This window comes from Lysobacter daejeonensis GH1-9, assembly GCF_000768355.1.
Lineage (GTDB): Bacteria > Pseudomonadota > Gammaproteobacteria > Xanthomonadales > Xanthomonadaceae > Aerolutibacter > Aerolutibacter daejeonensis.
Window position 1 is genome coordinate 1 of the sequence record NZ_AVPU01000031.1, and the last position, 25,045, is coordinate 25,045.

General features: G+C 69.6%; 21 protein-coding genes, 1 tRNA gene and 1 pseudogene. 9 read left to right on the forward strand and 14 right to left on the reverse strand.

Going from position 1 to position 25,045, the window contains the following annotated elements:
- The 4 genes from N800_RS12975 to N800_RS12990 form a co-directional block, all read left to right on the forward strand.
- Positions 1–433: pyridoxal-phosphate dependent enzyme (locus tag N800_RS12975; protein ID WP_036139432.1), on the forward strand; the 433-nt coding region annotated here is incomplete at its 5' end.
- The gene (locus N800_RS12980; protein WP_036139435.1) at positions 430–855 is read left to right on the forward strand and encodes a nuclear transport factor 2 family protein; all 426 of its coding nucleotides are present in this window, start codon (positions 430–432) and stop codon (positions 853–855) included. The genes N800_RS12975 and N800_RS12980, both read left to right, overlap by 4 nt.
- Positions 856–962: 107 nt before the next feature.
- Entirely contained in the window at positions 963–1,502 is a 540-nt protein-coding gene (locus N800_RS12985) for a cytochrome b (RefSeq protein ID WP_036139438.1), read from the forward strand.
- A gap of 76 nt (positions 1,503–1,578) precedes the next feature.
- The gene (locus tag N800_RS12990; protein WP_036139440.1) at positions 1,579–3,075 is read left to right on the forward strand and encodes an ArnT family glycosyltransferase; all 1,497 of its coding nucleotides are present in this window, start codon (positions 1,579–1,581) and stop codon (positions 3,073–3,075) included.
- A gap of 10 nt (positions 3,076–3,085) precedes the next feature.
- Here the strand turns inward: N800_RS12990 and N800_RS12995 are convergent, their stop codons facing one another.
- The 5 genes from N800_RS12995 to bioB form a co-directional block, all read right to left on the reverse strand.
- The gene (locus N800_RS12995) at positions 3,086–4,090 is read right to left on the reverse strand and encodes a multidrug resistance efflux transporter family protein (RefSeq protein ID WP_232227658.1); all 1,005 of its coding nucleotides are present in this window, start codon (positions 4,088–4,090) and stop codon (positions 3,086–3,088) included.
- Positions 4,091–4,163: 73 nt separating this feature from the next.
- Entirely contained in the window at positions 4,164–5,084 is a 921-nt protein-coding gene (gene bioC / locus N800_RS13000; protein ID WP_036139443.1) for a malonyl-ACP O-methyltransferase BioC, read from the reverse strand.
- An 86-nt stretch (positions 5,085–5,170) separates the two neighbouring features.
- Complete coding sequence (gene bioH / locus N800_RS13005; RefSeq protein WP_052108245.1) at positions 5,171–5,968, reverse strand: pimeloyl-ACP methyl ester esterase BioH; 798 nt, start codon at positions 5,966–5,968, stop codon at positions 5,171–5,173.
- 138 nt (positions 5,969–6,106) lie between these two features.
- Entirely contained in the window at positions 6,107–7,306 is a 1,200-nt protein-coding gene (gene bioF / locus N800_RS13010; protein ID WP_036139445.1) for an 8-amino-7-oxononanoate synthase, read from the reverse strand.
- Positions 7,307–7,309: 3 nt separating this feature from the next.
- Positions 7,310–8,398, reverse strand: coding sequence for a biotin synthase BioB (gene bioB, locus N800_RS13015; RefSeq protein WP_036139447.1), 1,089 nt, complete (start codon positions 8,396–8,398; stop codon positions 7,310–7,312).
- 199 nt (positions 8,399–8,597) lie between these two features.
- Between bioB and N800_RS13020 the strand changes: the two genes are divergently transcribed.
- Positions 8,598–9,305: a ComF family protein gene (locus N800_RS13020; protein WP_052108246.1), complete on the forward strand. Its 708-nt coding sequence runs from the start codon at positions 8,598–8,600 to the stop codon at positions 9,303–9,305.
- Positions 9,306–9,379: 74 nt separating this feature from the next.
- On the opposite strand, the gene ubiA is transcribed toward N800_RS13020, so the two are convergent.
- A complete protein-coding gene (ubiA, locus tag N800_RS13025) occupies positions 9,380–10,285 on the reverse strand; it encodes a 4-hydroxybenzoate octaprenyltransferase (RefSeq protein ID WP_036139449.1) in 906 nt (301 codons plus the stop codon).
- 159 nt (positions 10,286–10,444) lie between these two features.
- Here ubiA and N800_RS13030 point away from each other — a divergent pair.
- From N800_RS13030 to tssA, 3 genes are all read left to right on the forward strand, one after another.
- A tRNA-Arg gene (locus N800_RS13030) sits at positions 10,445–10,521 on the forward strand.
- 316 nt (positions 10,522–10,837) lie between these two features.
- The gene (locus N800_RS13035; RefSeq protein ID WP_036139452.1) at positions 10,838–13,108 is read left to right on the forward strand and encodes an FdhF/YdeP family oxidoreductase; all 2,271 of its coding nucleotides are present in this window, start codon (positions 10,838–10,840) and stop codon (positions 13,106–13,108) included.
- 84 nt (positions 13,109–13,192) lie between these two features.
- On the forward strand, positions 13,193–14,257 hold the full coding sequence (tssA, locus tag N800_RS13040) for a type VI secretion system protein TssA (protein ID WP_036139454.1): 1,065 nt from the start codon (positions 13,193–13,195) through the stop codon (positions 14,255–14,257).
- Positions 14,258–14,276: 19 nt separating this feature from the next.
- On the opposite strand, the gene N800_RS13045 is transcribed toward tssA, so the two are convergent.
- The 8 genes from N800_RS13045 to N800_RS13075 form a co-directional block, all read right to left on the reverse strand.
- Positions 14,277–15,161, reverse strand: a complete 885-nt coding sequence (locus N800_RS13045; protein WP_156962999.1) for an OmpA family protein — start codon at positions 15,159–15,161, stop codon at positions 14,277–14,279.
- The gene (gene tagF, locus N800_RS13050) at positions 15,158–16,144 is read right to left on the reverse strand and encodes a type VI secretion system-associated protein TagF (protein ID WP_036139459.1); all 987 of its coding nucleotides are present in this window, start codon (positions 16,142–16,144) and stop codon (positions 15,158–15,160) included. The genes N800_RS13045 and tagF overlap by 4 nt, the downstream gene beginning before the upstream one ends.
- Positions 16,144–20,022, reverse strand: coding sequence for a type VI secretion system membrane subunit TssM (gene tssM, locus N800_RS13055; protein WP_052108244.1), 3,879 nt, complete (start codon positions 20,020–20,022; stop codon positions 16,144–16,146). The genes tagF and tssM overlap by 1 nt, the downstream gene beginning before the upstream one ends.
- 25 nt (positions 20,023–20,047) lie before the next feature.
- Positions 20,048–21,337 (reverse strand): hypothetical protein, encoded by a 1,290-nt coding sequence (locus N800_RS13060; RefSeq protein WP_036139461.1) that lies wholly within the window; start codon positions 21,335–21,337, stop codon positions 20,048–20,050.
- 353 nt (positions 21,338–21,690) lie between these two features.
- Positions 21,691–22,092 carry a hypothetical protein gene (locus tag N800_RS15960; protein WP_156963000.1) on the reverse strand — a complete coding sequence of 134 codons (402 nt, stop codon included), beginning with the start codon at positions 22,090–22,092 and terminating at the stop codon, positions 21,691–21,693.
- Positions 22,058–22,744 (reverse strand): peptidoglycan recognition protein family protein, encoded by a 687-nt coding sequence (locus N800_RS13065; protein ID WP_036139465.1) that lies wholly within the window; start codon positions 22,742–22,744, stop codon positions 22,058–22,060. Before N800_RS13065 ends, N800_RS15960 begins: the two co-directional genes overlap by 35 nt.
- Positions 22,741–23,286, reverse strand: coding sequence for a PAAR domain-containing protein (locus N800_RS15705; RefSeq protein WP_084087662.1), 546 nt, complete (start codon positions 23,284–23,286; stop codon positions 22,741–22,743). The genes N800_RS13065 and N800_RS15705 overlap by 4 nt, the downstream gene beginning before the upstream one ends.
- Before the next feature lie 147 nt (positions 23,287–23,433).
- On the reverse strand, positions 23,434–24,351 hold the full coding sequence (locus N800_RS13075) for a M15 family metallopeptidase (RefSeq protein WP_036139467.1): 918 nt from the start codon (positions 24,349–24,351) through the stop codon (positions 23,434–23,436).
- A gap of 100 nt (positions 24,352–24,451) precedes the next feature.
- On the opposite strand from N800_RS13075, the pseudogene N800_RS13080 reads away from it, so the two are divergent.
- A pseudogene (locus N800_RS13080) lies at positions 24,452–25,045 on the forward strand (hypothetical protein); the annotation flags it as partial.

Consider the following 25,045-nt stretch of genomic DNA (forward strand, 5'->3'; position numbering starts at 1 on the left):
CGGCCTGATCGGCGGCACCGCCATCGCTGCCGCGGGGCGCGCGCCCGGCTGCCGGGTGGTGGGTGCCGAACCGGCGGGCGCCGCGGAAACCTTTGCCTCGCTGCAGCGCGGCGAGCGCGTCACCGAGTTCACCCCCAACACCGTGTGCGACGGCCTGCGCGGCACCCTGGGCGCACCCAACTTCGCCCTGCTGCAGCGACACGGCGTGCAGGTGCTCACCGCCACCGACGCGCAGGTGGTGGCCGCTATGCGCCTGCTGTGGCAACGCACCAAGCTGCTGGTGGAACCGTCGTCGGCGGTGGCCCTGGCCATCGTGCTGGCCCACCCGGATGCCTTCGCCGGGCAGCGCGTGGGTATCATCCTGTCGGGCGGCAACGTCGACCTGGACGCGCTACCCGCCCTGTTCGCCCTCGGCGCCGAGGAGGCCCCATGAAGATCGACGGCACCCGCAGCAACGACCGCGCCACCGAGGTGGTACTGGACTACTACGCGGCGTTCAACCGCGGCGATTGGGAAGCGATGCTGGCGCTGCTCGACGACGACGTCGTGCACGATCTCAACCAGGGCCCGCGCGAAACCGGCAAGGCCGCCTTCGCGCGCTTCCTCGCGCGGATGGAGGCCAGCTACCGCGAGCAGCTTCGCGACATCGTGGTCATGACCTCGCCTGATGGCTCCCGCGCGGCCGCCGAATACGTGGTGCACGGAACCTACCTCGCCAGCGACCCGGGCCTGCCGGAGGCGCATGGCCAAACGTACGTGCTGCCCGGCGGCGCGTTCTTCGAAGTGCACGACGGGCGCATCCGCCGCGTAACCAACTACTACAACCTCGAGGAATGGATCGCCCAGGTCCATTGAGACTTGAGGCGGCCGGCCGTTTTCTTGACGCCGGTCAACCGTGCCTCACCCTGCCCGTTACACGATAAAAACGCCGGACCTGCCGGCTGCCTTCGGAGCCGTTACCGATGAATACCTTGCCCCGTCCGCGTTATGCCGCCGGCCTGCGTCACCTGCACTGGCTGGTCGCGCTGCTGGTGCTGGCCGCGTACCTGTTCATCGAGCAGCGCGGGCTGTTTGCGCGCGGCACGCCGGAGCGCGCGGCGATGGTGCAGGCGCACTTCTGGACCGGCCTGACGATCTTCGCGCTGGCGCTGTGGCGCGTCGCCCTGCGCGTGCGCGCCACCGTGCCGCCGATCACCCCCGCGATCCCTGCCTGGCAGGCCGTGCCATCCAAGCTGCTGCACCTGGCGCTGTACACCTTCATCCTGGTGATGCCGCTGCTGGGCCTGGCCACGGCATGGACCGACGACAAGACGCTGTACGTACCCTTCACCCAGATCGCGTTGCCGTCGCTGCTGGCCCCCAACGAGGACCTCGCGCACCAGCTCGAGGACCTGCATGGCGAGATCGGCGAGATCTTCTACTGGGTGATTGGCCTGCACGTGGTGGCCGCGCTCTACCACCACCTGGTGCGTCGCGACGACACCTTGCGCCGCATGCTCTGAAGGGGGGGGCGTGGCGGTCAATAAACCGCCACCGCCGGTCAGGTAGAGTCCACGCATTCCACTGTGCGGGCCTGCCATGCCACGATTGTTGCGTACGCCGGGATTCTGGATCTGCGCGCTGGTGCTGGCGCTGGCCTTTGGTTTTCTCGGCAGCCGCGGCATCTGGGATCCGGACGAGGGCCGCTACACCAACGTCGCGCTCAACATGCTCGACAGCGGCGACTGGCTCAACCCGCGCCGCCACCACGAAGTCGGGCACTGGACCAAGCCACCGCTGACCTACTGGGCGATCGCCTCCAGCGTCGCGGTGTTCGGGCACAACCCGTGGGCGGCACGGCTGCCGGCAGCGCTGGCCTACCTGCTGTCGGTGTGGCTGGTGTGGCGGCTGGCACGGCGGATGATGCCGGGCACGCAACACCAGGCGGCCGTGGTCTACGCGACCATGCTGCTGCCACTGGGCGCCTCGCAGCTGATCACCACCGACTACCTGCTGGCCGCGTTCGAGACGCTGGCGCTGTACGCATTCGTCGAAGCGCAGTGGCGCGTGGGTACCGCAGCGCGCGATCGCGTGGGACTGGGCTGGGTCGCACTGATGTGGGTGGCGTTCGCGCTGGCGTTCCTGACCAAGGGTCCGCCGGCACTGTTGCCGTTGTTGGTGGTCTTTGCGTTCAACCTGCTGCTGCCGCGCGAACGGCGCCGGCGCACCCTGCATTGGTGGGGGCTGGGGTTGTTCGTGCTGCTGGCGTTGCCGTGGTACGTGGCGGTGGTACTCAACCATCCGGGACTGTTCGAGTACTTCATCGGTGACGAGGTGGTGAACCGCGTCACCACCAACGAGTTCGGCCGCCATGGCGAGTGGTATGGCTGGCTGCAGGTGTACCTGCCCACGCTGCTGATCGGCACGCTGCCGTGGAGCGCGCCGTTGTGGCGTTGGCTGCGGTCGTTGCCGGCGCAACTGCGGCGCTGGCACCGTGATCGGGCCACACGCGGCGAAGACGCGCCGGCGCTGCTGTTGGCGCTGTGGATCCTGCTGCCGTTGCTGGTGTTCTGCCTGTCCAAGTCGCGGATGCCGCTGTACCTGCTGCCGCTGTTCGTGCCGATCGCGCTGGCGATCACGGCGCAACGCACGTCGGAAGGACGTGGCCTGCCACGCTGGCCGTGGTTGGCGGCGTGGGCTGGCGTGCTGCTGGCGCTGAAACTCGGCGCCGCGCTGTGGCCCACGCACAAGAACGCGGCCGAATGGGCGGACGCGATCCGCGCACGCAGCCACGGCCCGGTGCAGGAAGTGGCCTTCCTCGAGGACATGACGCGCTACGGCCTGCACCTGCACCTGGGGGCGGAAATCGAGAAGGTCGCGCTGGACCCGCAACCCCAGGCGCGCTTCAACCCCGTCAACGACACCGACCTCGCGCGCGAGCTCGCCGAGCACGAACCGCACGTGGTGTGGGTGTGCAAGCAGGCGCGCTGGGAAGAGTTCCGCGCGCGCATCGACGCATTGGGGTACCGTGCCACCGCACTGGGCACGCCCTACCGCGGGCGCGTCATCTTCCAGGTGGAGCCGGCGCGGCGTTGAGTGGCGACGCCTAGGCGCCGTGGTCGCCCTGCAAGGCCTCGGTCGCCGTGCGGTTGCCCGCGGCGCTCCGCGCGGCCACCACGCTGAAGGCCACGATGCCGACGACCACCACCACCGCGCCCCACAATGCGCGACCCTGCGGCCAGACTTCCCCCAGCCACAACACGCCGATCAGCGTGGCGAAGAGCAGCTCGGCCGCCTGCATCGCCTCGGCCGCGGCCAGCGCGGTCGGGTCGTTGCGCACCATGCCGGTGGCCTGGAAGAACAGCACCGTGGCGATGATGCCCGCGCCCAGCGCGACGCCTGCCGCCAGCCACACCTGGCCCATCGGCGGCGCACCCGCCTGCTGCCACGCGAACGCCGCGACCAGCAGCCACAGCGGCTGGCTGGCCAGGGTCATGCCGAACACCCGCTGGGTGGCGTTGAGCTCGATGCCCACCCGCTCCAGATGCAGCAACAGGCCGCGGTTGCCCAGCGGGTAGGCGAAGGCCGACACCGCCACGCACAGCAGCGCGATCCAGCCGTCCACGTCGAGGCCATCGCCGTGGCCGACCTGCATCATCAGCACGCCCGCCACGATCAGCGCGCCGACCGCCAGCGCCGGCATCGGCACTTTCGCGCGCGCATCGCGGTACAGGAACGGCGCACAGAGCATCCCGGCGATCACGGTGAGCTGGAACGTGCCCGCCACCAGCCACGACGGCCCACTGGCGGCGGCGTAACTGAGCAGCAGGTAGAAGCCGACGAAGCCCAGCGCGCTCCAGCCCAGCCACGGCCCCGGGTGCGCGCGTATCGCCCGCCACACCGGCCGGATGCCGCCCTGCCACGGCATCACCAACAGCATCAGCGGCAGGGTGATCAGGTAGCGCAGGCTGGCGGTCCACGCCCAGTGGCCGCCACCGGTGGCGGCCGCGCGGTTGAGCACGTAGGTGCAGGTGAAGAACAGCGCCGACAGCAAGGCGATGGCCACCGCCCACAGCGCGACGCGACTGGCCTTGCCTGCGCCTGCGGTCACGACTCGCACCTCGCCACGGCACATTGAATCGGGGCGGGACGCCCGCGCATCGCCAGCACGCAACCCGGCTGCTTCATCCGCGCTTCCTCACCTTGATGGCCGACACCGGCACCTGCACCTCGTCCACGCCGCCGACGCGGATCGGCGCGCCGGGCGGCGGGCCCCAGGCGTGGGCATAGATCACTTCCCACGTGGCCGGCAGCTTGCCGTCCTCGCCGCGCAGTTGCTCGTAGGCCTGCGCGGCGCGGGCAAAGCGCGCGCGTCCGGTGAGTGCGCGGCGGCGCTCCTGCATGGCGTTGGTTGCACCGAGCGTGCGCAGCTCGCGCATCAGCAGCGCCATGTCGTCGTGGCGCGCGGTGAACTCGTCACGGTCCAGCACCGGATCCTTGAAGCCGGCGGCGATCAGCGCGTCGCCGAACTGCGCGATCGACGGGAACAGGCTGACGTGCGGCGCGGCATCGGCTTCGGAAAACGCGCCGCGCAGCTCGAACAGCGTGTCCGGGCCGAAGGTCGACACCAGCAGCATCCCGCCCGGCTTGAGCGCGCGGCGGAACCCGGCGAACACCGCAGGCAGGTCGTCCAGCCACTGCAGGCACAGGTTGGAGTAGAGGATGTCGACGCTGGCATCGCGCAACGGCAATCGCGCCACGTCGGCGCACACCGGCTCGGGACGGCGGGCAAAGTCGAGGAACGCCGGCAGGCGGCCGGCGGTATTGGCGCGGGTCTGCCGCAGCATGCCGATCGCCAGGTCGAGCGCGATCACCTGCGCCTTCGGCCAGCGCTTCTGCATGGCTGCGGCGGCATGACCCGGGCCGCAGCCCAGGTCGACGATGACCTGCGGCGACGGCGCATTGCGCGAGGCGTCCTCGTAGTAGTCCAGCGATTCGGACAGGCGGGCGCCCACTTCGCGCTGCAACGCGGCGGCGGCGTCGTAGTGCTGCGCGGCGCGCGAGAAGCTGCGGCGCACCTGGCGATGGTCGAACAGTTCGGTCATGGCAGTCCTGCGGCGCGTTCCATCGCGCAGGCGGCGGTGCAGGGAGGGCACCACGCGCCGTCGTCCGTGGCGGGGGATACCGGCGCCTAGCCGGCCTGGGGGCTATTGTCGCCCGGAAGCGCCGGCAGCGCCTGCATGAATTGGTCGATCTCCTCGGCCACCTGCGCCGTGGCACTGAGGAACGGTGCGTGGCCGGCATTGGCGATCACCACACTGCGCGCGGCGTGCGCCAGCTTGGCGGCAGCCGGCATCGCGCCAGCGGGCACCAGCCGGTCGCGACGCCCGGAAATCCACAGGCTGGGCACCTTCAGCCGGGTCAGGTCCTCGCGCAGGTCGGCACGGTCGAGTAGCGCCAGGCCTTCCTGCAGCGCACGCTCGGCGGGCTCGCCGCGTTCAAAGGCATGGCCCTTGAGGTTGCGCAGGTCGTCCTGCGCGGTGGCCGAGCCCAGCGACTCCAGCGCGAGGAAGCCTTCCAGCGTGCCGCGGAAGTCACGACGCAGCGCCGCGCCGAAATCGCGGAACAGGTCGGGACCGACGCCGTGCGGCCAGTCCTCGCCGGTCACGAAGCGCGGCGAGGACGCGACCAGCACCACCCCGCGCACGGCCTCTGGATGGTCGAGCGCGGCGCGCAGCGCGAACTGGCCGCCCAGCGACCAGCCCAGCCACACCGCATCGGGCACGCGCGCGACCAGTTCGGCCGACAGCGTCTCGGGCGACAGCGGCGCGGTCGAGTCGCGGGAATGGCCGTGGCCGGGCAAGTCGACCAGGTGCAGGGTGTAGCGGTCGGCCAGGCGCTCGACCAGCGGCATGAACAAGCCGCCGTGCATGGCCCAGCCATGGACGAGGGCCAGCGACGGCCCGCGGCCGTGGGATTCGATATGCAGGTTCATCACGACATCTGACTACAGGAAGCGGTGACGGGCCAACGCCGCAACGCCTCGGGAAAAGGAAACGCGCCGGCCCGTGGCCCGCGACAGCGTGCGGGGGCCGATCGGGTCAGCGCAGCATCGCGGACGCCTCGGTCAGGCGACCGCGTCGTAGCCGTGTTCGACCGCGTCGCGCGCCCACGCCAATGCCTCGACCAGCGCATCCACGTCGGCCGGGGTGTGCAGCGCCGACAGGGTGATGCGCAGGCGAGCGCTGCCCTCGGGCACGGTGGGCGGGCGGATCGCCGCCACCCAGAAGCCCTGCATTTCCAACGCGTGCGCCATCGCCATCGCCACGCGCTCGTCGCCGCAGACCAACGGCTGGATCGGCGTGTCCGAGGGCAGCAGCTTGAAGCCGTGCACCTTGGTGCGCTCGCGCAGGCGAACGGCCAGTTCGTGCAGGCGCTCGCGCCGCCAGTGCTCGGTGCGCGCCAGCTTCACCGCCGCCAGCGACGCCGCGGCCTGCGCCGGCGGCAGCGCGGTGGTGTAGATGTACGGCCGCGCGGTTTCGGCGAGGTGGTTGATCAGGTCGGCATCGCCGACCACCGCCGCGCCGTAGCCACCCAGCGCCTTGCCGAGCGTGGCCAGCTGCAACGGCACCTGCTCCACGCCCATCCGCGCCGCAGCGACCGAACCACGGCCATCCGGGCCGATGACGCCCACGCCGTGCGCGTCGTCGACGTACATCAGTGCCTTCTGCACGCGCGAGGCCAGCGACAGCTCGCGCAGCGGCGCGATGTCGCCGTCCATGCTGAACACGCCATCGGTGGCCAGCATCGCCATGCCGTCCGGCACGCTGCGCAACTGGCGGATCGCGCCTTCGGCATCGGCATGCGGGTAGCGGCGCAGGCGGCAGCCGGCGAGGCGCGCGGCATCGATCAGGCTGGCGTGGTTGAGCCGGTCCTGCACGCACACGTCCTCGTCGCCGAGCAGCGCCTGCACCACGGCCAGGTTGGCCAGGTAGCCGCTGCCGAACAGCAGCGCGCGCGGCGCACCGAGCCAGTCGGCCAGTTCGCGCTCCAGCGCCTCGTGCGCGGCATGGTGGCCGCAGACCAGGTGCGAGGCCACGCCACCGGCGCCTTCGCGCGCAGCCACGTCGCCCAGAGTCGCGGTCACCTTGAAGTGCTGCGAAAGGCCAAGGTAATCGTTGCCGCAGAAGTTGGTCAGCCAGCGGCCGTCCACCTCGCAGCGGGCACCGTCGCGATGGGTCACGGTGCGGCGTTCGCGCACCCGGTGCTGGGCCGCGCGCTGGGCGCGGGCGGCCTGGATGCGGTCACGCCAGACTGCACGGGCCATGGCTCAGGCCGCGCAGGAACAATTGGAGCCGCAGCCGCCGGCTTCCGCGCCGTAGTGGTTCGATCCTTCGATGATGTCGGCGTGCACGGTGCCGGCCTTCGCCTCCACCGCGACCTGCATCGGGCGCAGGCCAAGGCGGGCGAACAGGGCCAGATCCCGTTCGGTGTCCGGGTTACCGGTGGTCAAAAGCTTCTCCCCATAAAAGATCGAGTTGGCGCCGGCGAGGAAACAGAGCGCCTGCAACTCGTCGCTCATGGCCTCGCGTCCGGCCGACAACCGCACCATAGACTGCGGCATGAGCAACCGCGCAACTGCGATGGTACGCACAAATTCGAAGGGGTCCAGTTCGGTGGTGCCGGCCAGCGGTGTGCCTTCCACCTGCACCAGCCGGTTGATCGGCACCGAGTCCGGATGCGCCGGCAGGTTGGCCAGCGTCTGCAGCAACCCCGCACGCTGGTCGCGGCTCTCGCCCATGCCGACGATGCCGCCGCAGCAGGTCTTCATGCCCGCGTCGCGCACGTGCGCCAGCGTGTCGAGACGGTCCTGGAATTCGCGGGTATGGATGATCTGGTTGTAGAAGTCGGGCGCGGTATCGAGGTTGTGGTTGTAGTAGTCCAGCCCGGCCTCGCGCAGGGTCTGCGCCTGCGGGCCACTGAGCATGCCCAGGGTGGCGCAGGTCTCAAGGCCAAGCGACTTCACCTCGCGGATCATCGCGGCAACCTTGGGAATGTCGCGGTCGGCCGGCGAGCGCCACGCCGCGCCCATGCAGAAACGGCTGGCGCCGGCGGCCTTGGCGGCCTTGGCCTTGTCCAGCACCGCCTCGGTGCTCATCAGCTTGCTGGCGTCCACGCCGGTGTCGTAGCGCTGGGCCTGCGGGCAATAGGCGCAGTCCTCGGGGCAGCCACCGGTCTTGACCGACAACAGTGTGCTGACCTGGACCTCGCTCGGATCGAAGTGCTGGCGGTGCACGCCGGCGGCGCGGTGCAGCAGCTCGGGGAAGGGCAGGTCGAACAGCGCGCGGACCTCGGCACGGGACCAGTCGTGGCGGAGCGGCGCCGACGGCACGGCGGGGATTTCACTGACAGCTTGCATGGGCGGCGCCTGACAGACAGCACGAGGGAAGGCGGGCAGTCTGGAAAGCATGACCGACCCTGTCAACCAAAACGCTCGCTTGAAAGTTGACAGTGCCACGTCGCGGCACGGCGTTGTTTGGGCCGCCCCCTCCCGTGGCGGTCCGCGCCGCCCCGCCAACGCCCACGGCGCGCTGCACCGCCTCACGGCACTGCGCGGGATGCTGGCCGCGTCCCTCGCCCCTTTGGCCGGGGCGCTATGGCCTGCCCGCTGCCTGCTGTGCGGCGACCCCGGCCAGGACGGCCGCGACCTTTGTGCCGGCTGTGATCGGCAACTGCCGTGGAGCGGCCCGGCCTGCCACCGCTGCGCGCTGCCCCTGCCCGCCGCATCCGAGGGCGACAGCGCCACCTGCACCCTGTGCGAACACGAGCCCCCGCCGCTCGCCCACACCCACGCCGCCTTCGCCTATGCCGCACCGCTGGACCGGCTCCTGCCCCGCCTGAAGTTCCACGGCGAACTGGCCGCCGGCCGCCTGATGGCGCGATTGATGGCCGAGGCCCTCGCCGAACAGCCGCTGCCCGAAGCCCTGGTCCCGGTGCCGCTGCATCGCCGACGCCTGCGCGAGCGTGGCTACAACCAGGCCCGCGAGATAGCCGCCCCGCTGGCGCGCCAGCTCGGCGTGCCGCTGCGCGATGGGCTGCTGCAGCGCATTCGCCACACCCGGCCGCAGTCGAGGCTGGATGCGGAAGGCCGCCAAGGCAACCTCGACGACGCCTTTGCGGTGGTCGCGCGCGGTCCGCTACCGGCGCACGTGGCGCTGGTTGACGACGTGATGACCACCGGCGCCACCCTGCACGCGGCCGCCTGGGCGTTGCGCGAAGCGGGCGTGCGCCGCGTGGATGCGTGGGTGTGCGCCCGGGCGCTGTAGGGTGTCCGGGCCTGCTGGGTCAGGCGCTGGAAACGCCACCGGCGGCCGGGCACCTCTGCCGTCGGCGATGTCACTCAAGATACCGCACGATCCAAGGCCAGCCCGGCGAAGATCGCCGCGCCCACCCAGTGGTTGTGCAGGAACGCCTTGAAGCACGCCTCGCGCGCGCGGGTGCGGGCGATCACGAACTCGTACACCACCAGCGCCGCCGCCACGCCCAGTCCCAACCACCAGTACATCCCTAGGCCGGCGCGGTGCCCGACCAGCGCGAATGCGGCAAACGCCAGCGCATACAGCACGCCCTGCGCCACCAGGTCCATTTCGGCGAACAGGATCGCGGTGGACTTGCTGCCCATCTTCAGGTCGTCCTCGCGGTCGACCATCGCGTACCAGGTGTCGTAGGCGGTGGTCCACAGGATGTTGGCGCAGTACAGCAGCCACGCCACCGGCGGCACCGTGCCCTGCACTGCCGCGAACGCCATCGGGATGCTCCAGCCGAAGGCCAGGCCCAGGTACACCTGCGGCAGGTAGGTGTAGCGCTTGAGGTACGGATAACTGGCGGCGAGGAACACGCCCACCACGCTCAACCACACCGTCAGCCGGTTCATGGTCAGCACCAGCGCGAACGCCACCAGCATCAGCACCGCGAACACCGCCAGCGCCTCCCGTCCGCCTACCGCGCCGGTGGCCAGCGGCCGTCCCTGCGTGCGCTCCACATGCGGGTCCAGCCAGCGATCGGCGTAGTCGTTGATCACGCACCCCGCCGAGCGGGTCAACCACACGCCGGCGCTGAACACGAACAGCGTCCACAGCGGCGGCACGCCATCGGCGGCCAGCCACAGCGCCCACCATGTGGGCCACAGCAGCAGCAGCCAGCCGATCGGCCGGTCGCCGCGCACCAACTGCCAGTACAGCGCCAGTTTGCGCCGCCAGGCGGGGGCGCGGGGCGTGCTCGGGTTTTCGAAGCGTTCGTAGGCCATGGCGACGGGGTGTGCGGAAGGGGCGCGCGGCCGCGCGGCGGAGCGGGGCATTGTCGCATTGCGCGCCCGGCGACCGCGGCGACAGGGCAGGCAGGCGTATGCGTTTCCGGCTAGAATGCCCGTCCCGCCGGTGCAATGCCGACGGCGATGCAGCACCACGCGCCTGTAGCTCAGCCGGATAGAGTAGTGGCTTCCGAAGCCATTGGTCGGGGGTTCGAATCCCTCCAGGCGCGCCATTTCCCCGTGTTTCGAACCCGACCGGAACCCCGGCTCCGGCCCCCGCAGGAGGCCGAGGCGTGTAATGACCCAGCGGTTTCAGCGCCTGGTAGACAGCCAGGGCGCAAACCTCGGCGATGCACTGCATGCCGGGGGTGCCGGCGTGCGACGGGCGTCCGGGAGCATGGCCTGCGGGTCGGCAGGCGGTGGATCGCCTCGCGGCGCGGTCGCCGCCGCCGTTGTGGCCATCGCTTCGACACGGACCGGGCGGGTGGAGCGCGGTGGTGCAAAGTGCTTAACTGCCCCGACCCACCGGCCCCCGGGAATGCGCGCGCCATGACCCAGCCCAAGCCTCCCCGCTACCAGCCCTACGACCAGCCGGCCGGCGGTTGGGGCGCGGCCGCGGCCACCGCCAAGGTGCTGCTGGAACAGAGCGTGATCGTGAAGGGTTCCAAGGCGCTGGCGGTGATGAACAAACCGGGCGGCTTCAAATGCCCGAGCTGCGCCTATCCCGACCAGGCCTGCGGCAAGAAATTCGACTTCTGCGAGAACGGCGCCAAAGCGCTGGCGCACGAGGCCACCACGTTCCGTGTGACCCGCGAGTTCTTCGCGCAGCACAGCGTGAGCGCGTTGATGGAACAGTCGGACTACTGGCTGGAGATGCAGGGCCGGCTGACCGAGCCGATGCGCTACGACGCGGCGACCGATCATTACGTACCGTGCAGCTGGGACGACGCCTTCGCCCTGATCGGCCGCCACCTGCAGGCGCTGGACAGCCCGCACCAGGCCGAGTTCTACACCTCCGGCCGCACCCCGAACGAGGCAGCGTTCCTGTACTCGATCTTCGTCCGCGAGTTTGGCACCAACAACTTCCCGGACTGCTCCAACATGTGCCACGAGCCCACCAGCCGCGGCCTGCCGCCGGCCATTGGCGTGGGCAAGGGCACGGTGGTGCTGGAGGACTTCGAGCACGCCGAGGCGATCTTCGTCATCGGCCAGAACACCGGCACCAATGCGCCGCGGATGATGAGCAACCTGGTCGAGGCGCGGAAACGCGGCATCCCGATCGTCGCGGTCAACCCGATGCCGGAGCGCGCGCTGATCCGCTTCACCGAGCCGCAGGACATCGTGCAGATGGCGACCTTCGGTTCCACCGCGATCAGCAGCGAGTTCGTGCACATCAAGATCGGCGGCGACCTCGCGCTGATCAAGGGCATGATGAAGGTGATGTTCGAACGCGAAGCGGCGGGCGAAACCGTCCTCGACCACGACTTCATCCGCGAGCACACCGTCGGCATCGACGCCATCCGCGAGGATGTGCTGGCGCAGGACTGGAGCGAGATCGTGGCAGTCTCGGGACTGGAGGAAGCGCAGATCCGCCGCTGCGCCGAGATCTACATCCGCTCCAACGCCACCATCATCTGCTACGGCATGGGCCTGACCCAGCACCAGTCGGGTTCGCGGCTGCTGCAGCAGGTCGCGGGCCTGTTGTTGCTGAAGGGCAACTACGGCAAGCCGGGCGCCGGTATTTCGCCGATTCGCGGGCATTCCAACGTGCAGGGCGACCGCACCGTCGGCATCGATGAGCGCCCATCGGCGGCCTACCTGGACCGGGTGCGCGAGGTGTTCGGTTTCGAGCCGCCGCGCGACTGGGGTCACCACACGGTGGAAAGCGTGGAAGCGATGCTGGCCGGCACTGCCAAGGTGTTCATCGGCATGGGCGGCAATTTCGTGCGCGCGGTGCCGGACACCGAGCGCGCCTATGAGGCGATGCGCAAGCTGGAACTGACCGTAGGCATCGCCACCAAGCTCAATCGCGGCCATCTGGTGCATGGCAAGGACGCGCTGATCCTGCCGGTCGTGGCGCGCTCCGAACGGCTGCGCACCGCCAAGGGCGAGCAGTTCGTGACCATCGAGGATTCGATGTCCAACGTCAGCGCCTCGCGCGGCGTGTTGGAGCCGGCCAGCCCACACCTGCTGCCGGAGGTGGAGATCGTCTGCCGCATGGCGATGGCCACGTTGCCCGACAGCAAGGTCGACTGGGCGGCCTACATCGACGACTACGACGCCATCCGCGACAAGATTGCCGCGGTGTACCCGGAGATCTACGCCGACTTCAACCGGAAGATGGAAAACCCCGAGGGCTTCCACCTGGACGTGGCGCCACGCCGGCGGGTGTGGAAGACGCCCAACGGCAAGGCCAACTTCCTGCCGCTGCCCGGTCTGCACGTGAATGCGCCGGTGGACGATCCGGGCATGCTGCGGCTGGCCACGGTGCGGTCGCACGACCAGTTCAACACCACCATCTACAGCTACAACGACCGCTACCGGGGCGTGTACAACGACCGCATGGTGCTGTTCATGAACGCCGAGGACCGCGCCGCGCGCGGCCTGCCGCCCGAGGCGCGGGTGGCACTGGAAACCATCAGCACCGACGGCCGCAGTCGTCGGGTGGATGGCCTGACCGTGCTGGACTACCCGATGCCGCGCGGCGCGGTGGCCGGCTACTACCCCGAGCTCAACCCGCTGCTGCCGCTGGACTACTACGACCGGATCAGCGGCACTCCGGCGGCCAAGTCGATTCCGGTGCGCGTGGTCGCGTTGTGAGGCGGCGCAGTCCGTAGCGCCGGTGCCGCCACGCCGCGGCGCAGTGGTAGCATGGCGGCATAACCACGCAACGGACCTGCACTCGTGGAACTGGACGTTCTCCTCGCCCCGTTGGCCGGGGCTGCGCCTGCGGGCGCCGACCTCTCGTTTTCCTCCGACTACGACGCGATCCGCGAAGCGCGGCGCGCCGACGATCCCACGCTGGCACAGGGCGAATGGGTCACCGAGCTGAAGACCGCCGACTGGTCACAGGTGGCGCGTCGCTGCGGCGACCTGCTGGGCGCGCAGAGCAAGGACCTGCAGCTGGCGGTGTGGTGGGCCGAGGCGCAGACTCGCCTGCACGGCTTCGCCGGACTGGCCGACGGCTACCGGCTGGTGGCCGGCCTGTGCGACGAACTGTGGGACAGTCTGCACCCGCAGGCCGACGACGGCGACTTCGAGCAGCGCATCGGCACCCTGACCTGGCTGCTGGCGCATTCGATGACGTGGATGCGCGAGTTGCCGTTGACCCAGGCACCGCAGGGCCGCTTCGGCCTCGCCGATTTCGAGGCGGCGCGCGCCCGCCGCGGCGACGACCACGACGGCACGCCCCTGGCCACGCTGGAGGCGGCCCGCCGCGCCACGACGCATGGCTTCTACGTGCAACTGGTGGAAGCGCTGCCCGCGTGCCGCTCCGCACTGCAGGCGCTGGAGCAGGCGGTGGACGCGCGCCTGGGAATGGATGGCCCCAGCTTCACCGCGGTGCGCGAGCAACTCGGGCACCTGGAAGACGTGGTGCGGCGCTTCGCACGCGAGGCGGGTGTGTTGCTCGACGGCGAGGTGGATGAACTGCCGACCTCGACGACGGATACGTTTGCCGACGCGTCGCTGGATTCGGCGAACGTGGCGGCCGTGTCCGCTGGCGCAGCCGCATTGCCTAACGGCGCCATCGCCACGCGCAAGGAAGCTATCGCCCAGTTGCGCCGCGTGGCCGAGTTCTTCCGCCGCACCGAGCCGCACAGCCCGGTCGCCTACCTCGCCGACAAGGCCGCGCGCTGGGGAGAGATGCCACTGCACGTGTGGCTCAAGCGTGTGATCAAGGACGACAGCACGCTCGCGCAGATGCAGGAGCTGCTGGATATCGACGAGCGCGACGAGGGGTTGGAGTAACCCGGGTCGACCGCCGCGCTTACAGCACGGTGAACTCGATGCGCCGGTTGCGTGCGCGACCGTCGGCGCTGCTGTTGTCGGCCACCGGGCGGTCCGGGCCCAGCCCCTGCACGGTCATGCGCGACGCCTCGATCCCGGCACTCTCCAGATAACGGCGCACCGCGTCTGCACGTGACTGGCTCAGCGTAACGTTGGCCGCGCGCGCGCCGACGTTGTCGGTGTGCCCGCTGATCCGCACCCGCGCGGTGCCGATGCTGCGCATGGCCGCAGCCATCTGCTCCAGCACGGCGATGCCCTGCGCAGTCAGGTTGGCGCTGCCACTCTGGAACTCGATGGTGCGGTTGGCCAGCGCCTGGTCCAGCACCGCCTGTTTGGAACCACCCACGCGCAGAACGTTGTGCACGGTCCACGTGCGGTTGAGCGAGGTCGACATGCGGCTGGCCAGTTGCTGGCGCTGCGCCTCGTTGCCCACTTCGCCCTGCACGCGCACCACGTTGCCGTTGACCTCCAGCTGGCCGCCAGATACCTGGCGCAGGTCATCGCCCAGCAGGTTGACCACGTGCGACTGCCAATTGGGCGGCGCGACCACGTTGTCGACCTCGATGCGGTCCACCACGCGCGCCTCGCCGTACAGCGCGCGCAACCGTGCGAGCACGGCGACGCGGGTGGCTTCGTCGGGCACCGTGCCGGCCACGACCACCGGCTTGTCGGCGGGGCTGGCTGCGGCCGCGGGAAGCGGCCCTGGCGCGGCGGGGGCCGAAGTGGCAGCCACTGCGGCAACTGCCGCGGGTACCTGCTGCGATGCGCGTACCCGCCCCGCCACGCCCCCTATCCCTATCACGGCCAGCAGCAGGCCCGTGCCCGCCGCGCCTGCCCAACCGATGACGCGCTTGCCCATGTTCATGTCCCCAGAAACGTTTCGCCAAACAGCTTGCGTGCCACCCGCAGCGACAGCTCGTCGCGGTCGAGGAAACTCGCCAGCCGGTTGAGTCCGTAGTCGCCCGCCACCTGCTCCTCCACCCACTCCGCGTCGTCGACGCGGATCAGGTGGTCGTCCGCCGCCCGCGGATCCATGGCCGCGTGCAGGGTGCGACCGTCGGCGCCGTTGAAGCCGACCACCAAGCGCGGACTCGGTCCGTCCGGCACCAGCACCACCAGCTCGAATGCCGCACGCGCCAGGAAGCCCGCCAGCAGGTCCAGCCAGAACGCGGCGACCAGCGGGCGGTACAGCGGGTCGCGCGGCAGCGGCAGCGACAGCCCCTTGTCGATCTGCGCCCCACCACCGGTCAGCACCGGCTGCAGCAGCAGGCCCAGCGCCGGCAACGTCCACGCCAGCCGGCCGTCGTGGCCGGCGCCGCGCAGCAGGCCATCCAACGCCCCGATGTCCTGCAGGTCGAGGAAGTCGATGAAGGGGGCCTCGTAATGCGCCGGGTCCACGCTGAGCGACACGCGCATCTCAGCCAGTTCGCGCAGCATCGGCGCCGGGTCCTCGGCGGCCACCGCCTGGCGCGCCTGCCGCGCCATGCCCCCCCACGGCCGGCTCAGGGCCAACGGACTGCGCGCGAGGAACGGTAACGGGGTGGCAATATCGAAGCGGGTCGCCACCATGAACGGAAAGCGTCGCTCGGAGGCGTCGCGGCTGGCGAGCATGTGCCCGCCAACGCCGCTGCGGCTGCGCGAACCGAGGAAGGCGAAATGCATCGGCGGCGCGATGTCGTAGGTGCGCTTCCAGTCGGGATCGCGTGCCAGCAGTTCCGCGGCCTGTTCGGCCCAGCGGTCCAGCTGCTGCATCAGCGGCGTGTGCTCGCCAGCGCGGACAAAGTCACCGCGGGCTGGCAGCTTGCCGAAGTAACCCACCGGCCAGACGGTGTCGATCACGACCGCCATCAACGTGCCCCCGCGGGGATGGCGGTGGAGCCACCGACACCAGCCCCGCCGGCCGGCGCAGTACCGCCAGGCGCGGTGTCGCCCGCACTGCCGGTCGCGGGTGCGCCAGCGGAGGCCGTGGCCGGCGCGTTCGCGACCAGTCCGGCCACCGATGCCGGCAGGCGCCCGCCGCGCTTGCCGCCGGTGGTCTGGCGCTCCTGCGCATGGCTGACGCTGACGATGCGCAGCTCCACGTTCACCATCGCCTCGCCATCGCCGATGGCCATGCGGTAGTGCTGGTCACCCAGCTGCGTGGTGCGCGCCGTTTCGAACAACCGCGACATGCCCTTCACCCCGGGCGCATTGAACACCTCGACGCTGCGCCCGTCGGCGGTGACCGACTCGATGCGCACGCCCGGGGTGCCCTGCGGGTTGGGCAGGGTGAAGGTAGTCCACGTCGCCGGCGTGTTGCGGTAGCGCAACTGCTGGCCGTCAACGGTGATGGTGTACTCGCGGCCCAGCGCCGGGCCCGGGCGGATTTCGAACACCATGCTCGGTCCGCCACCGCCTGCCGTCGCTCCGGGACCGCCGACCGGGGCGACCCAGCCGGCATAGCCTTCCATCAGCTCGGGGCGCAGGTTGATGCCGATGTCGGCCCAGCGCTGCGGGGTCATGGTGTTGCCGCGGCGGATCACCAGCGCGCCCAGCGCCTCGCTGCTGAAGTGGGCGATGGCGCCGTCGGGACCGAAGATCTGCGCCTCGTCGGCTGGCGCGGCCTCGACGCTGGCCGCCGTGTCATACGGGTACTTGCGGCCGATGCCCTGCTCGAACGGCTGGTACACCTGCGCCGCCCACGTGCGGTTGAGCTCGCCCTCGGCCGGGCGCACCAGCGCGGCGAACGCCTGCACCACCGGGCGGATCAGCAGCGGACGCAATGCCTGCCGCTGCGAGTCGGTCAGGCCGTTGAGCATCTGCTCATCGACCAGGCGCTGGGCCTCGCCGATCTCGCCGCTGTTGCCGTCCAGCGTCTCCTGCATCAGCTTGCGCGCGCCCGGGCCCGGGTCGCCCTGGCCCTTGATCGCGTTGAGGCGGCTGCGCAGCTTGCCCAGCGCCTTGAAGTAGGAATCGGCCAGCGCTGGTTGCCCGTCGCGCGGCTGCATCAGCCGCGCCAAACCCTGGAACTCGCGGCCGATCGGGCCCATCACCACCGCCGTCGGCTTGCCGTCGGCGCCCGTGGTCTGCGGCGTACGGCCCAGTACCGCGCGGTTGAACCACGCCACGAGGCCACCGCCTTCACCGCCGCGCTGCGCGGCGGGGTTGTCCCACACCGTCTCGCGGTTCACCGCCTCCAACAGCCTGCGCAGGGGCGAATTGCCCGGGTCGCCGATGCGGTCCATCTGCAACGCCGCTTGCTCGAAGCTGCCGAACTCGGCGACGCTCACGCCCTGCAGGAACTGGCTCCATTGCCGCGCGTACTCGGCCTTGTACAGCGCGGTCAGTTCCTTCGCCACGTGTTCGGGGCTGCCGGCCAGCGTCAGGTCATCCTGCACGGTGGCCTCTAGCACCCAGTCGGTGCTGCTGAGCTCGGCGTTGGCGGCCTCGCCGATGGCGTCCTGCACGTACTCTTCCCACGCGGCGCGGGTGAACGTACCCGGCACCGAATGGCTGCCCTGCACCGCGCCGCGCGCGCCATCCTCGCCCAGCAGACCGGCGACCGTGACCGGCGTGAAGCGGGTCGCGGCACGCGCCTTGATCTGCGCGTAGACGCGGTCGCGCGCCGGCGTGCCCTTCATCACCAGACGCAGGGTTTCGCGTCCATCGTCGACCAGCCCGAACTTGGGTTCGATCAGCGGCCATTGCGGGTCGGTCGACAGCGCCACGTAGGTGGTCATCAGCCGGCCGGCGGCGCGCAGCAGTTCCTCGCGCGGCATGGCGCCGCGGTTGGCCTCGAGCCAGCTGCGCCAGAAACGGGTGAGCTGGTCGTCGAGGTGGCTGACCTCCACCCGGCTGCGGTCGCCGAGCATCAGGTAGGTCTTGAGTGCGTTGTACGCGTCCTCGGCGTCGGTCGGTGAGGCTTCGCGATACAACGCGTCCGCGCCATCCGCGGTCGCGGATGCAGCCATCGCTCCCGTCGCCGCGAGACCCTCGGCTGTGGATGCGCCGGCGATGTCGGCGCCGGGGGCTGGCGTGCGCACCTGTCCGCGGTGCGCGACCACATCACCGAGGTAGCCCTCCAGGCGCGCAGTGACCGGCTGCAGCATCAGCTGGCGCATGCCGTGGAAGAACTCGGCGCGCAGCTTGGCCTCGATCCTCTCGCCCTGGTACAGGCCCAGGCCCAGGGAGATCGGGTTGTCCTTGCGGTACTGGTCCAGCTGCGCCAGCCGGTCGTGCAGGATCAGCAGCGCCTCGATCCGCGATTGCAGATCCACGCGCTCGTGCTGCAGGGCGACGGCCTTGTCGAAGTCGGCGGTGACGTTGGCCACCAGCTGGCGGTTGCCGGTGTACGACCACGTCCATCCGGCCAGCGCCAAGGCCAGCACGCCCGCACCCGCGGCAAACGCGGCATAGCGCAGGCGGTTGCGCTTGGGGCTGGCGTACTGCCGCACCAGGTCGCGGTCGGCGAAGATCACTTTGCGGAACAGACCCAGCAGGAAGTGACTGCTTTCCAGTACCGGCAGGCGCTCGGCGTGGCCGTGCCCCGCGTTCAGCGCGAACTGGCGGGCGACGCGGTCCGACGCCGGCTGCACCGCCACACCTTCCTGCAGCGCGCTGGTGAAGTAGAAGCCACGGAATACCGGCTTGAACTGGTACGGGTTCTCCTCGAACAACGTGGCGATGAACGTGCGCAGCGCCGGCTTGATTCCGGCGAACTCCATCGGCAGGGTGAGCAGGCCCGGCGGCACGTCACGGCCGCGCAGCATCGCCATCTGCGCCACTCCCATCTCGCGCAGGCCTTCGGCCAGCAGGTCGAAGTGGTGATCGAAGGCGGCCAGTGCATCCGTGTCCACGCGCGGCTCGCCCGGGCGGTCCATCGCGTAGGGCAACGTCGCGCCCCAGGCGTTCTCGCGCTCGGCCGGGTCGAGGCCGCGGAAGAAATCATTGAAGCCGGCGATAAGGTCGGCCTTGGTGAATACCACGTACACCGGCGCAAACACTTCCAGCCGTTCGGTCAGTTCCTGCACGCGCTGGCGCAGGTTCTTGGCCAGCTCGATCGCGAACTCCGGCTTGCTGCCCGACAGTTCGCCGATGGAGGCGGCGATGACGATGCCGTTGATCGGCGCGCGCGACCGGTGCTGCTTGAGCAGGTCGAGGAAAGTCAGCCACTCCAGTCGGTCTTCGGCGCTGATCGAGTAGCGGCCCGCAGTGTCGAGCACGATACCTTCGGTGGTGAAGTACCAGTCGCAGTTGCGCGTGCCACCGAGGCCGCGGATGACGTTGCTGCGGTTGTCCTCGAACGGGAACCGCAGCCCGGAGTTGAGGATCGCCGTGCTCTTGCCCGCCGCCGGGTTGCCGATGATCACGTACCAGGGCAGCTCGTACAGCGCCGCGTTGCCCTTGAGCTGGCCGAGCTTGGACGACTTGATCGCCTTTACCGCTTCGCCCATGCGCTCGCGCAGTTGCTCGGCTTCGGCACGCGCTGCCGGCGTCGCGTTGGCCACGGCTTGGTCGCCCTGCGTCTGCACGACCGCTTCGAGCGACGCCGCGGCGCGGCGCGCGCGCAAGCGCCGCACCGCCCACACGACCAGCCAGGTCACGCCCAGCAGGACTAGCAGCAGCACCAGCAGCAAACCCACGCGCCCCAGCTTCTCCATGCCGAAGTACGCGACCGCCGCGGTGGCGGCCAGGGCCAGCGCGGCCAGTACGCGGTAATCGCTCAACCAGTACCTGAGGGTGCTCATCACGGCATCAATCCATCAACGCGGTTCATGCCGCCGACTCGACGTCGGCGGGCGGGCGGGGTTCAGAAACGACGGGCGACAGCACGGCGACGGCACGCGTAGCAGGATCGGCCAGCGAATAGGCAAGCGTTGGCGTGGCGGTGTCCCGCGCCTGCGCCGCGGCCAGCGCCAGCAGCGCTACCGGCGCGGCTACGCCCAGCGCGCCGCAAGCCACGCCCAGGTGCAGGGCGTCGTCCAGCGGATCGAGGTCCGGGCGCTGCGCGACCAGCGCGGTAGCGGCCTCGGTCATGCGACTGGGGCGGTGGTCGGCGCCGGTGATCACTTGCAGCGATGACGTTGCACCGCAACCGGCCAGCGCCAGCGCGCGGGCGATCAGGTCGCCGCTGGTGCGCGCGACGTCGCGGGCGCGCTCGTTCGCGTTCACGCGCGCGACCTGCGGCAGGTGCAGGTGGACGGCTGCGTCTTCGTCCGTATTGAAAGGATCGGCGTGCGGCAGTGGCGCGGCGGTGCCACTGGGCGAAGCGCTGTCCACCAGGGATGGCAGGCGTACCGCGGCCAGCAGGAGTCCAGCGGCGCCTTCACCGGGCACTTCGCCCTCAGGGGCACCCGCGCGCAGGAGCCGGTCTTCGCTGTGCAAACGCTCGACGTGCGATTCCGAAACGCGCGAGTCCGTGGCAAGCAACATCAGCCGATCGCCTGCCACGCTGCTGTCAACCAGCACGCTTGCCTGCTGCGCCAACCACTGCCACGCGTCGGCCTCGCGGTGCACGGCGAGACAATGTGCCTCAATGCTGTCGACGTCGTGACCCAACACATCAGCGAGCGTCAGCAGCTGCGTCACGGCATGCTCGCGCGCGGTTTCTGGCCAGTCGGCGGACAACAGCAGCACGACGCGCAACATGGCGCGCTGTTGCGCGGCCGGGGCCCGCGCGGACTGCGAATGGTGCATCGCATATGGATGCATGGCGGGGCCCGCATGAGCGATGGACGGGTCGTCGACGGTGTCCGCGGCATCGGGTGGTAGCGCCGCGAGCAACAGTTCTTCGGCCACCGGGCGCAACAGTGCGAGCGCGCGCCGGTGGGCAACGTCGACCTCGGTTTCGGGGGCGACGCCCCAGTCGGCATCCGCTTCATCCAGACCATCGACGTCGGCCACGGTTACCGGGAAACCGTGCAGGTCGCGCAGGGTGGCATGCAGGCTTGGGCGGCGATGGCGGCGCAGTGCGTCGATGATGTCGTTGGCGTCACGTCCAGCGGGCAGCCAAAGTGTCCCGCCGACTACTGCCAGGCGTTGGGAACGGGATTGGTCCGTCACAACGTCAGTTGCTTCCCCGGTTTCCGGCGATTCAGACGTCGACACTAATGGGGTCGATGACGAGCGCGTAGACCGCCACCTTTGGAACATCCAGGCAGCGCCCAGGATCGCCGTAGGCAGGGCCACCAACCACAACAGCAGGCCGCCGGCGCCCGGGGTCGCTCCCGTTGCGCGCCACACTGACACAGCACCCGCTCCGGAGAGCAGGTAAACGCTGCCGACCGTCAAGAAAGGGCGAATGTACGACATGGCGATCACGTTTCGTCTTCCTTGACCTTGCTCTATCCCTGAACACAACGACCTGGTGTTTCGACACCGCGCGCGCATTGCGCATTCAATCTATTGCACGCGTGTCACTCGCCACTCATTCCATCGGTGAGCAGGAGGACCAGTGGCTCACATTCCTTGGCGGAACAACCCCAATGCCGCACTTCGTTACCTCTCACCCACGTCGCAGTTCCACCGCCGTTGATCTGAAACTCCCATGTGCGCTGTTCTACCAAGATCGTTCCAGAGATATCGCAGGGCAACTGGTAGAAACTACCGTACGGGCTGTCGGAATAGCGCTGGCTGATAGCGAAGAACCGCTCCACCTGCGCTGGCGTGAGCGTCCACCGCTGGCAAGTTGCCTGCAGCGGATCATTGGGGGCACCGCTGTACCGCGCCTCCCTAACCGCTGTCGTTGCGATTGCTCCGACGTCCGGCTTCGCTCGCTCCAGGCTACATGCCGGAAGGAGGATGGACAGCAGTGGCATCAAACAAACCTGCACCCTCACCCGGTGTCTTGTAGGAGATTCTGTCGTGTTCATAGATGTCTGCGTTATCCAGACCATACTCCCGCTTGATGATCTGGATGATCGATTGGATGGCGCGTGCCTGCGCGGGCGTCGGTGCTTCCCATGACTTTCCGTCGTGATCGGCAACGGTTTCGATGCCCACGCTGTCTTCGTTCATGGGATATCGCGCGGGGTAGTCCTTGGATTTCTCGTGGGCATACACTTTCGCTGGGGCCCAACCCCAGGACTTGATCTTCTTCATTTCGTCTACGGGACAGCTTCCACTGTCAAAACATCGGGATTTGATCTTGCCCACGTGTGCTGTCTTCTTCAGGAGGCTGGCGGCTTGGTAGACCGTTCCGTCCTTGTCCACGATGAAGTGAGTTCCGATTCCACTTTCGAACGACTTGAGTGGTGACGCAATTCCCCCGGAGTCCGTTCTGTGCAGAACCACAGCTTTGGGTCCGTCCATCGTTCCCTTCTCCAATGCCGCAATCGGCTTGAGGACGAAGCCTGCGTTCTGGACATAACCCTTTTCATCCACGTAGACCTTCACAGACACGACCTTGCGTTGCACCTGCGACGCTGGCGACGTGGTCGCCTGTGCGATGGAGATTACGCGCCCGCTCATACAGCCTCCTCCTCAAGCTGCACATCCACCCGCTCTGGCCTCTCTGTCCTGACCACGTGTGTCCGGCCATTGTCATCCGTGACCCCGGTTTCGATGGATCCACCCTCACGGATGATTCGATAACGCCTGTTCGCCAGCGGCACGCCGGTCAGTTCCGATTGGAGAACGAACGCCTCGTCATACTCGCCATCTGGGGCGACCGTCGGCGCTGTTCGCAAAAGCCCAGGGGAACCGGTGGCGCCACTGCCTCCCCGCACGCTACTGGGGGAACTTCCACCGGCATCGACAAACACCCGCGCCTGCCCCGACAGCAACGTCGCCCCGCACGCTGTCTTGTCGCCGTGCCGCGCAACCGGCTGGCCGTCGATGATCAGCGTGGGGTCACCAGCGGCAACGGGGAAAGTGCCCTTGCACTGCGGACACACCACCTTGTCGCCCAGGCGCGCGACGGGTTTGCCGTCGATGAAGGTCTGCGAAGACACCGCCACCACCGTGCCGCCGTGGTCGGTCTTGTCGCCGAGGACGATGAAGGGTTTGGACATGCACCGTGCTCCGTGGTGGCGGCCGTGGGGGCCGGACGCAATCCATGCGTCGGGGACGAACGATAGCAGCAACCGGGGGTCGAATCATCCGGGCGGTCCTTGGGGCCCTGAAATCCGCCCCTCTTCCGCCCCGCCATTCCCAGCGTTTCACCCCGCCGAGGCACGGGCCGCACGCCGCGCATCGCGACATGGCGCCTTCCACTCCAGGTGCACGTAGTCCTTGATCGAGCGCCAGCTCCCGCCCCACTCCAGCCCGACCTGCTGCGCGAGTTCGCCATACAGGAAATAGCCGCGACGCACCCACGGGTCGCGCATGTCCCATTGCAGCTTGCCGTCGCGGTACAACGCGCTGTCGACCGCCATGCCGTACTGGTGGCAGCTCTGGCCCGCGCCGGCACGGGTCACCCCGGCGCCCTTCGCCGCCAGCTCGGCTTGGCGCTGCGCGCTGCGGAAGCCTTCCACCAGCACCATGCGGTAGCCGTACTGCTCTTCCATCACCCGGTACAGCGCCAGCACGCGTTGCTGGAAGTCGGGGTGGATGCGCTCCCAGCGGCGATCGGCAGTGACGATGCGCTCAGGGGCGATGCGCTCGGTGCTGGTGCCGTCGACGGTCGCCGGCGCGCCCGGGATCAGCTCGGCCTCGGCGGCGAGGAACACGTCCGGCGGCAACGGTGGTGGCGGCGCAAGGCGTTCGCCGCGCAGCAGTTCGAGGATGCGGTCGTCTACCGCGGCCACCAGGGTGGCGTCGTAGCTGTCGAGCTGCACGCGCTGGCGCAGGACCAGAATCACAAGCGGCGGCACGCTGGTCAGCAACGTGGCGCCCAGCAGCCACCAGCGGTAATGGTGCACCACGCGCAGCCACGCGCTGGTGCCGGCGGAAATCAGGCGCGTGGAGGCATGCGCGACGGTCGCGGTGCGTGACCACCCCTGCCCGGCACGGGCATCCACCGCGCGCGTCCACCGGGCGAGGTGCGCGACCACGCGCGCGCGCGCATCGTCGAACAGCAGCCACCAGGCCACCAGCGACAACGCGACGAACAGCAGCAACACCCAGACAGCGATCACGCGGCACCTTCCCTGGCGACGGCATTTGACGATGGTGGCGCCCGCATCCCAGAATGCGATCGCGATTGATCCGGCGCGGCCGGGTCGGAAAGGAGTCCATGTGGATCGGCACGATGCCAAACCACGGCGCCCCAGCCTGATGGCGGGTGCCGAAGCTCAACGTCCTGCGCCCGGCCAACCGCCGGCGCGCATCCTAGCAGACCCGGAACCAACGCCCGCGACGCGCAAGTCGCGGCGATCGGCGCACCTGCGCGCGGCCGTGGTGGCCGGCATGGGCCTGCTGGCGCTGGCGGCCGTGGGCTGGACGTTGGTAACCCCGGGTGACGACGGCCCGCGCCCGGCGATGCCCGCCGTGCCGGCGGTCGTCATGGACGCGCCCACCGAACCCTCCACCGCCACCCTGGTGGACACACCCGCCGCGGCTAGCGCACCCGTCTCCAATCCTTTTGAAAGCGGCACCGCACCGCCCGAGGCCGCGGTCGATGCACCGGCGGCCGCAGCGGTTGTGGATACCGCGGCCGCAGCGCGCGCATCTTCGCCGCCTGCCACGACCATCAATCCGTTCAACGCGATGCAGGCCACGCCATCGCGGCCCGCATCGCATGTCGGCGCCGCCCGCCCGGGGCCCGCCAGCGCGCCACGTACAGGTGCCGCAGGCCCAACGGCGCCAGCGCCCTCCCACGGCGCGGCGCGG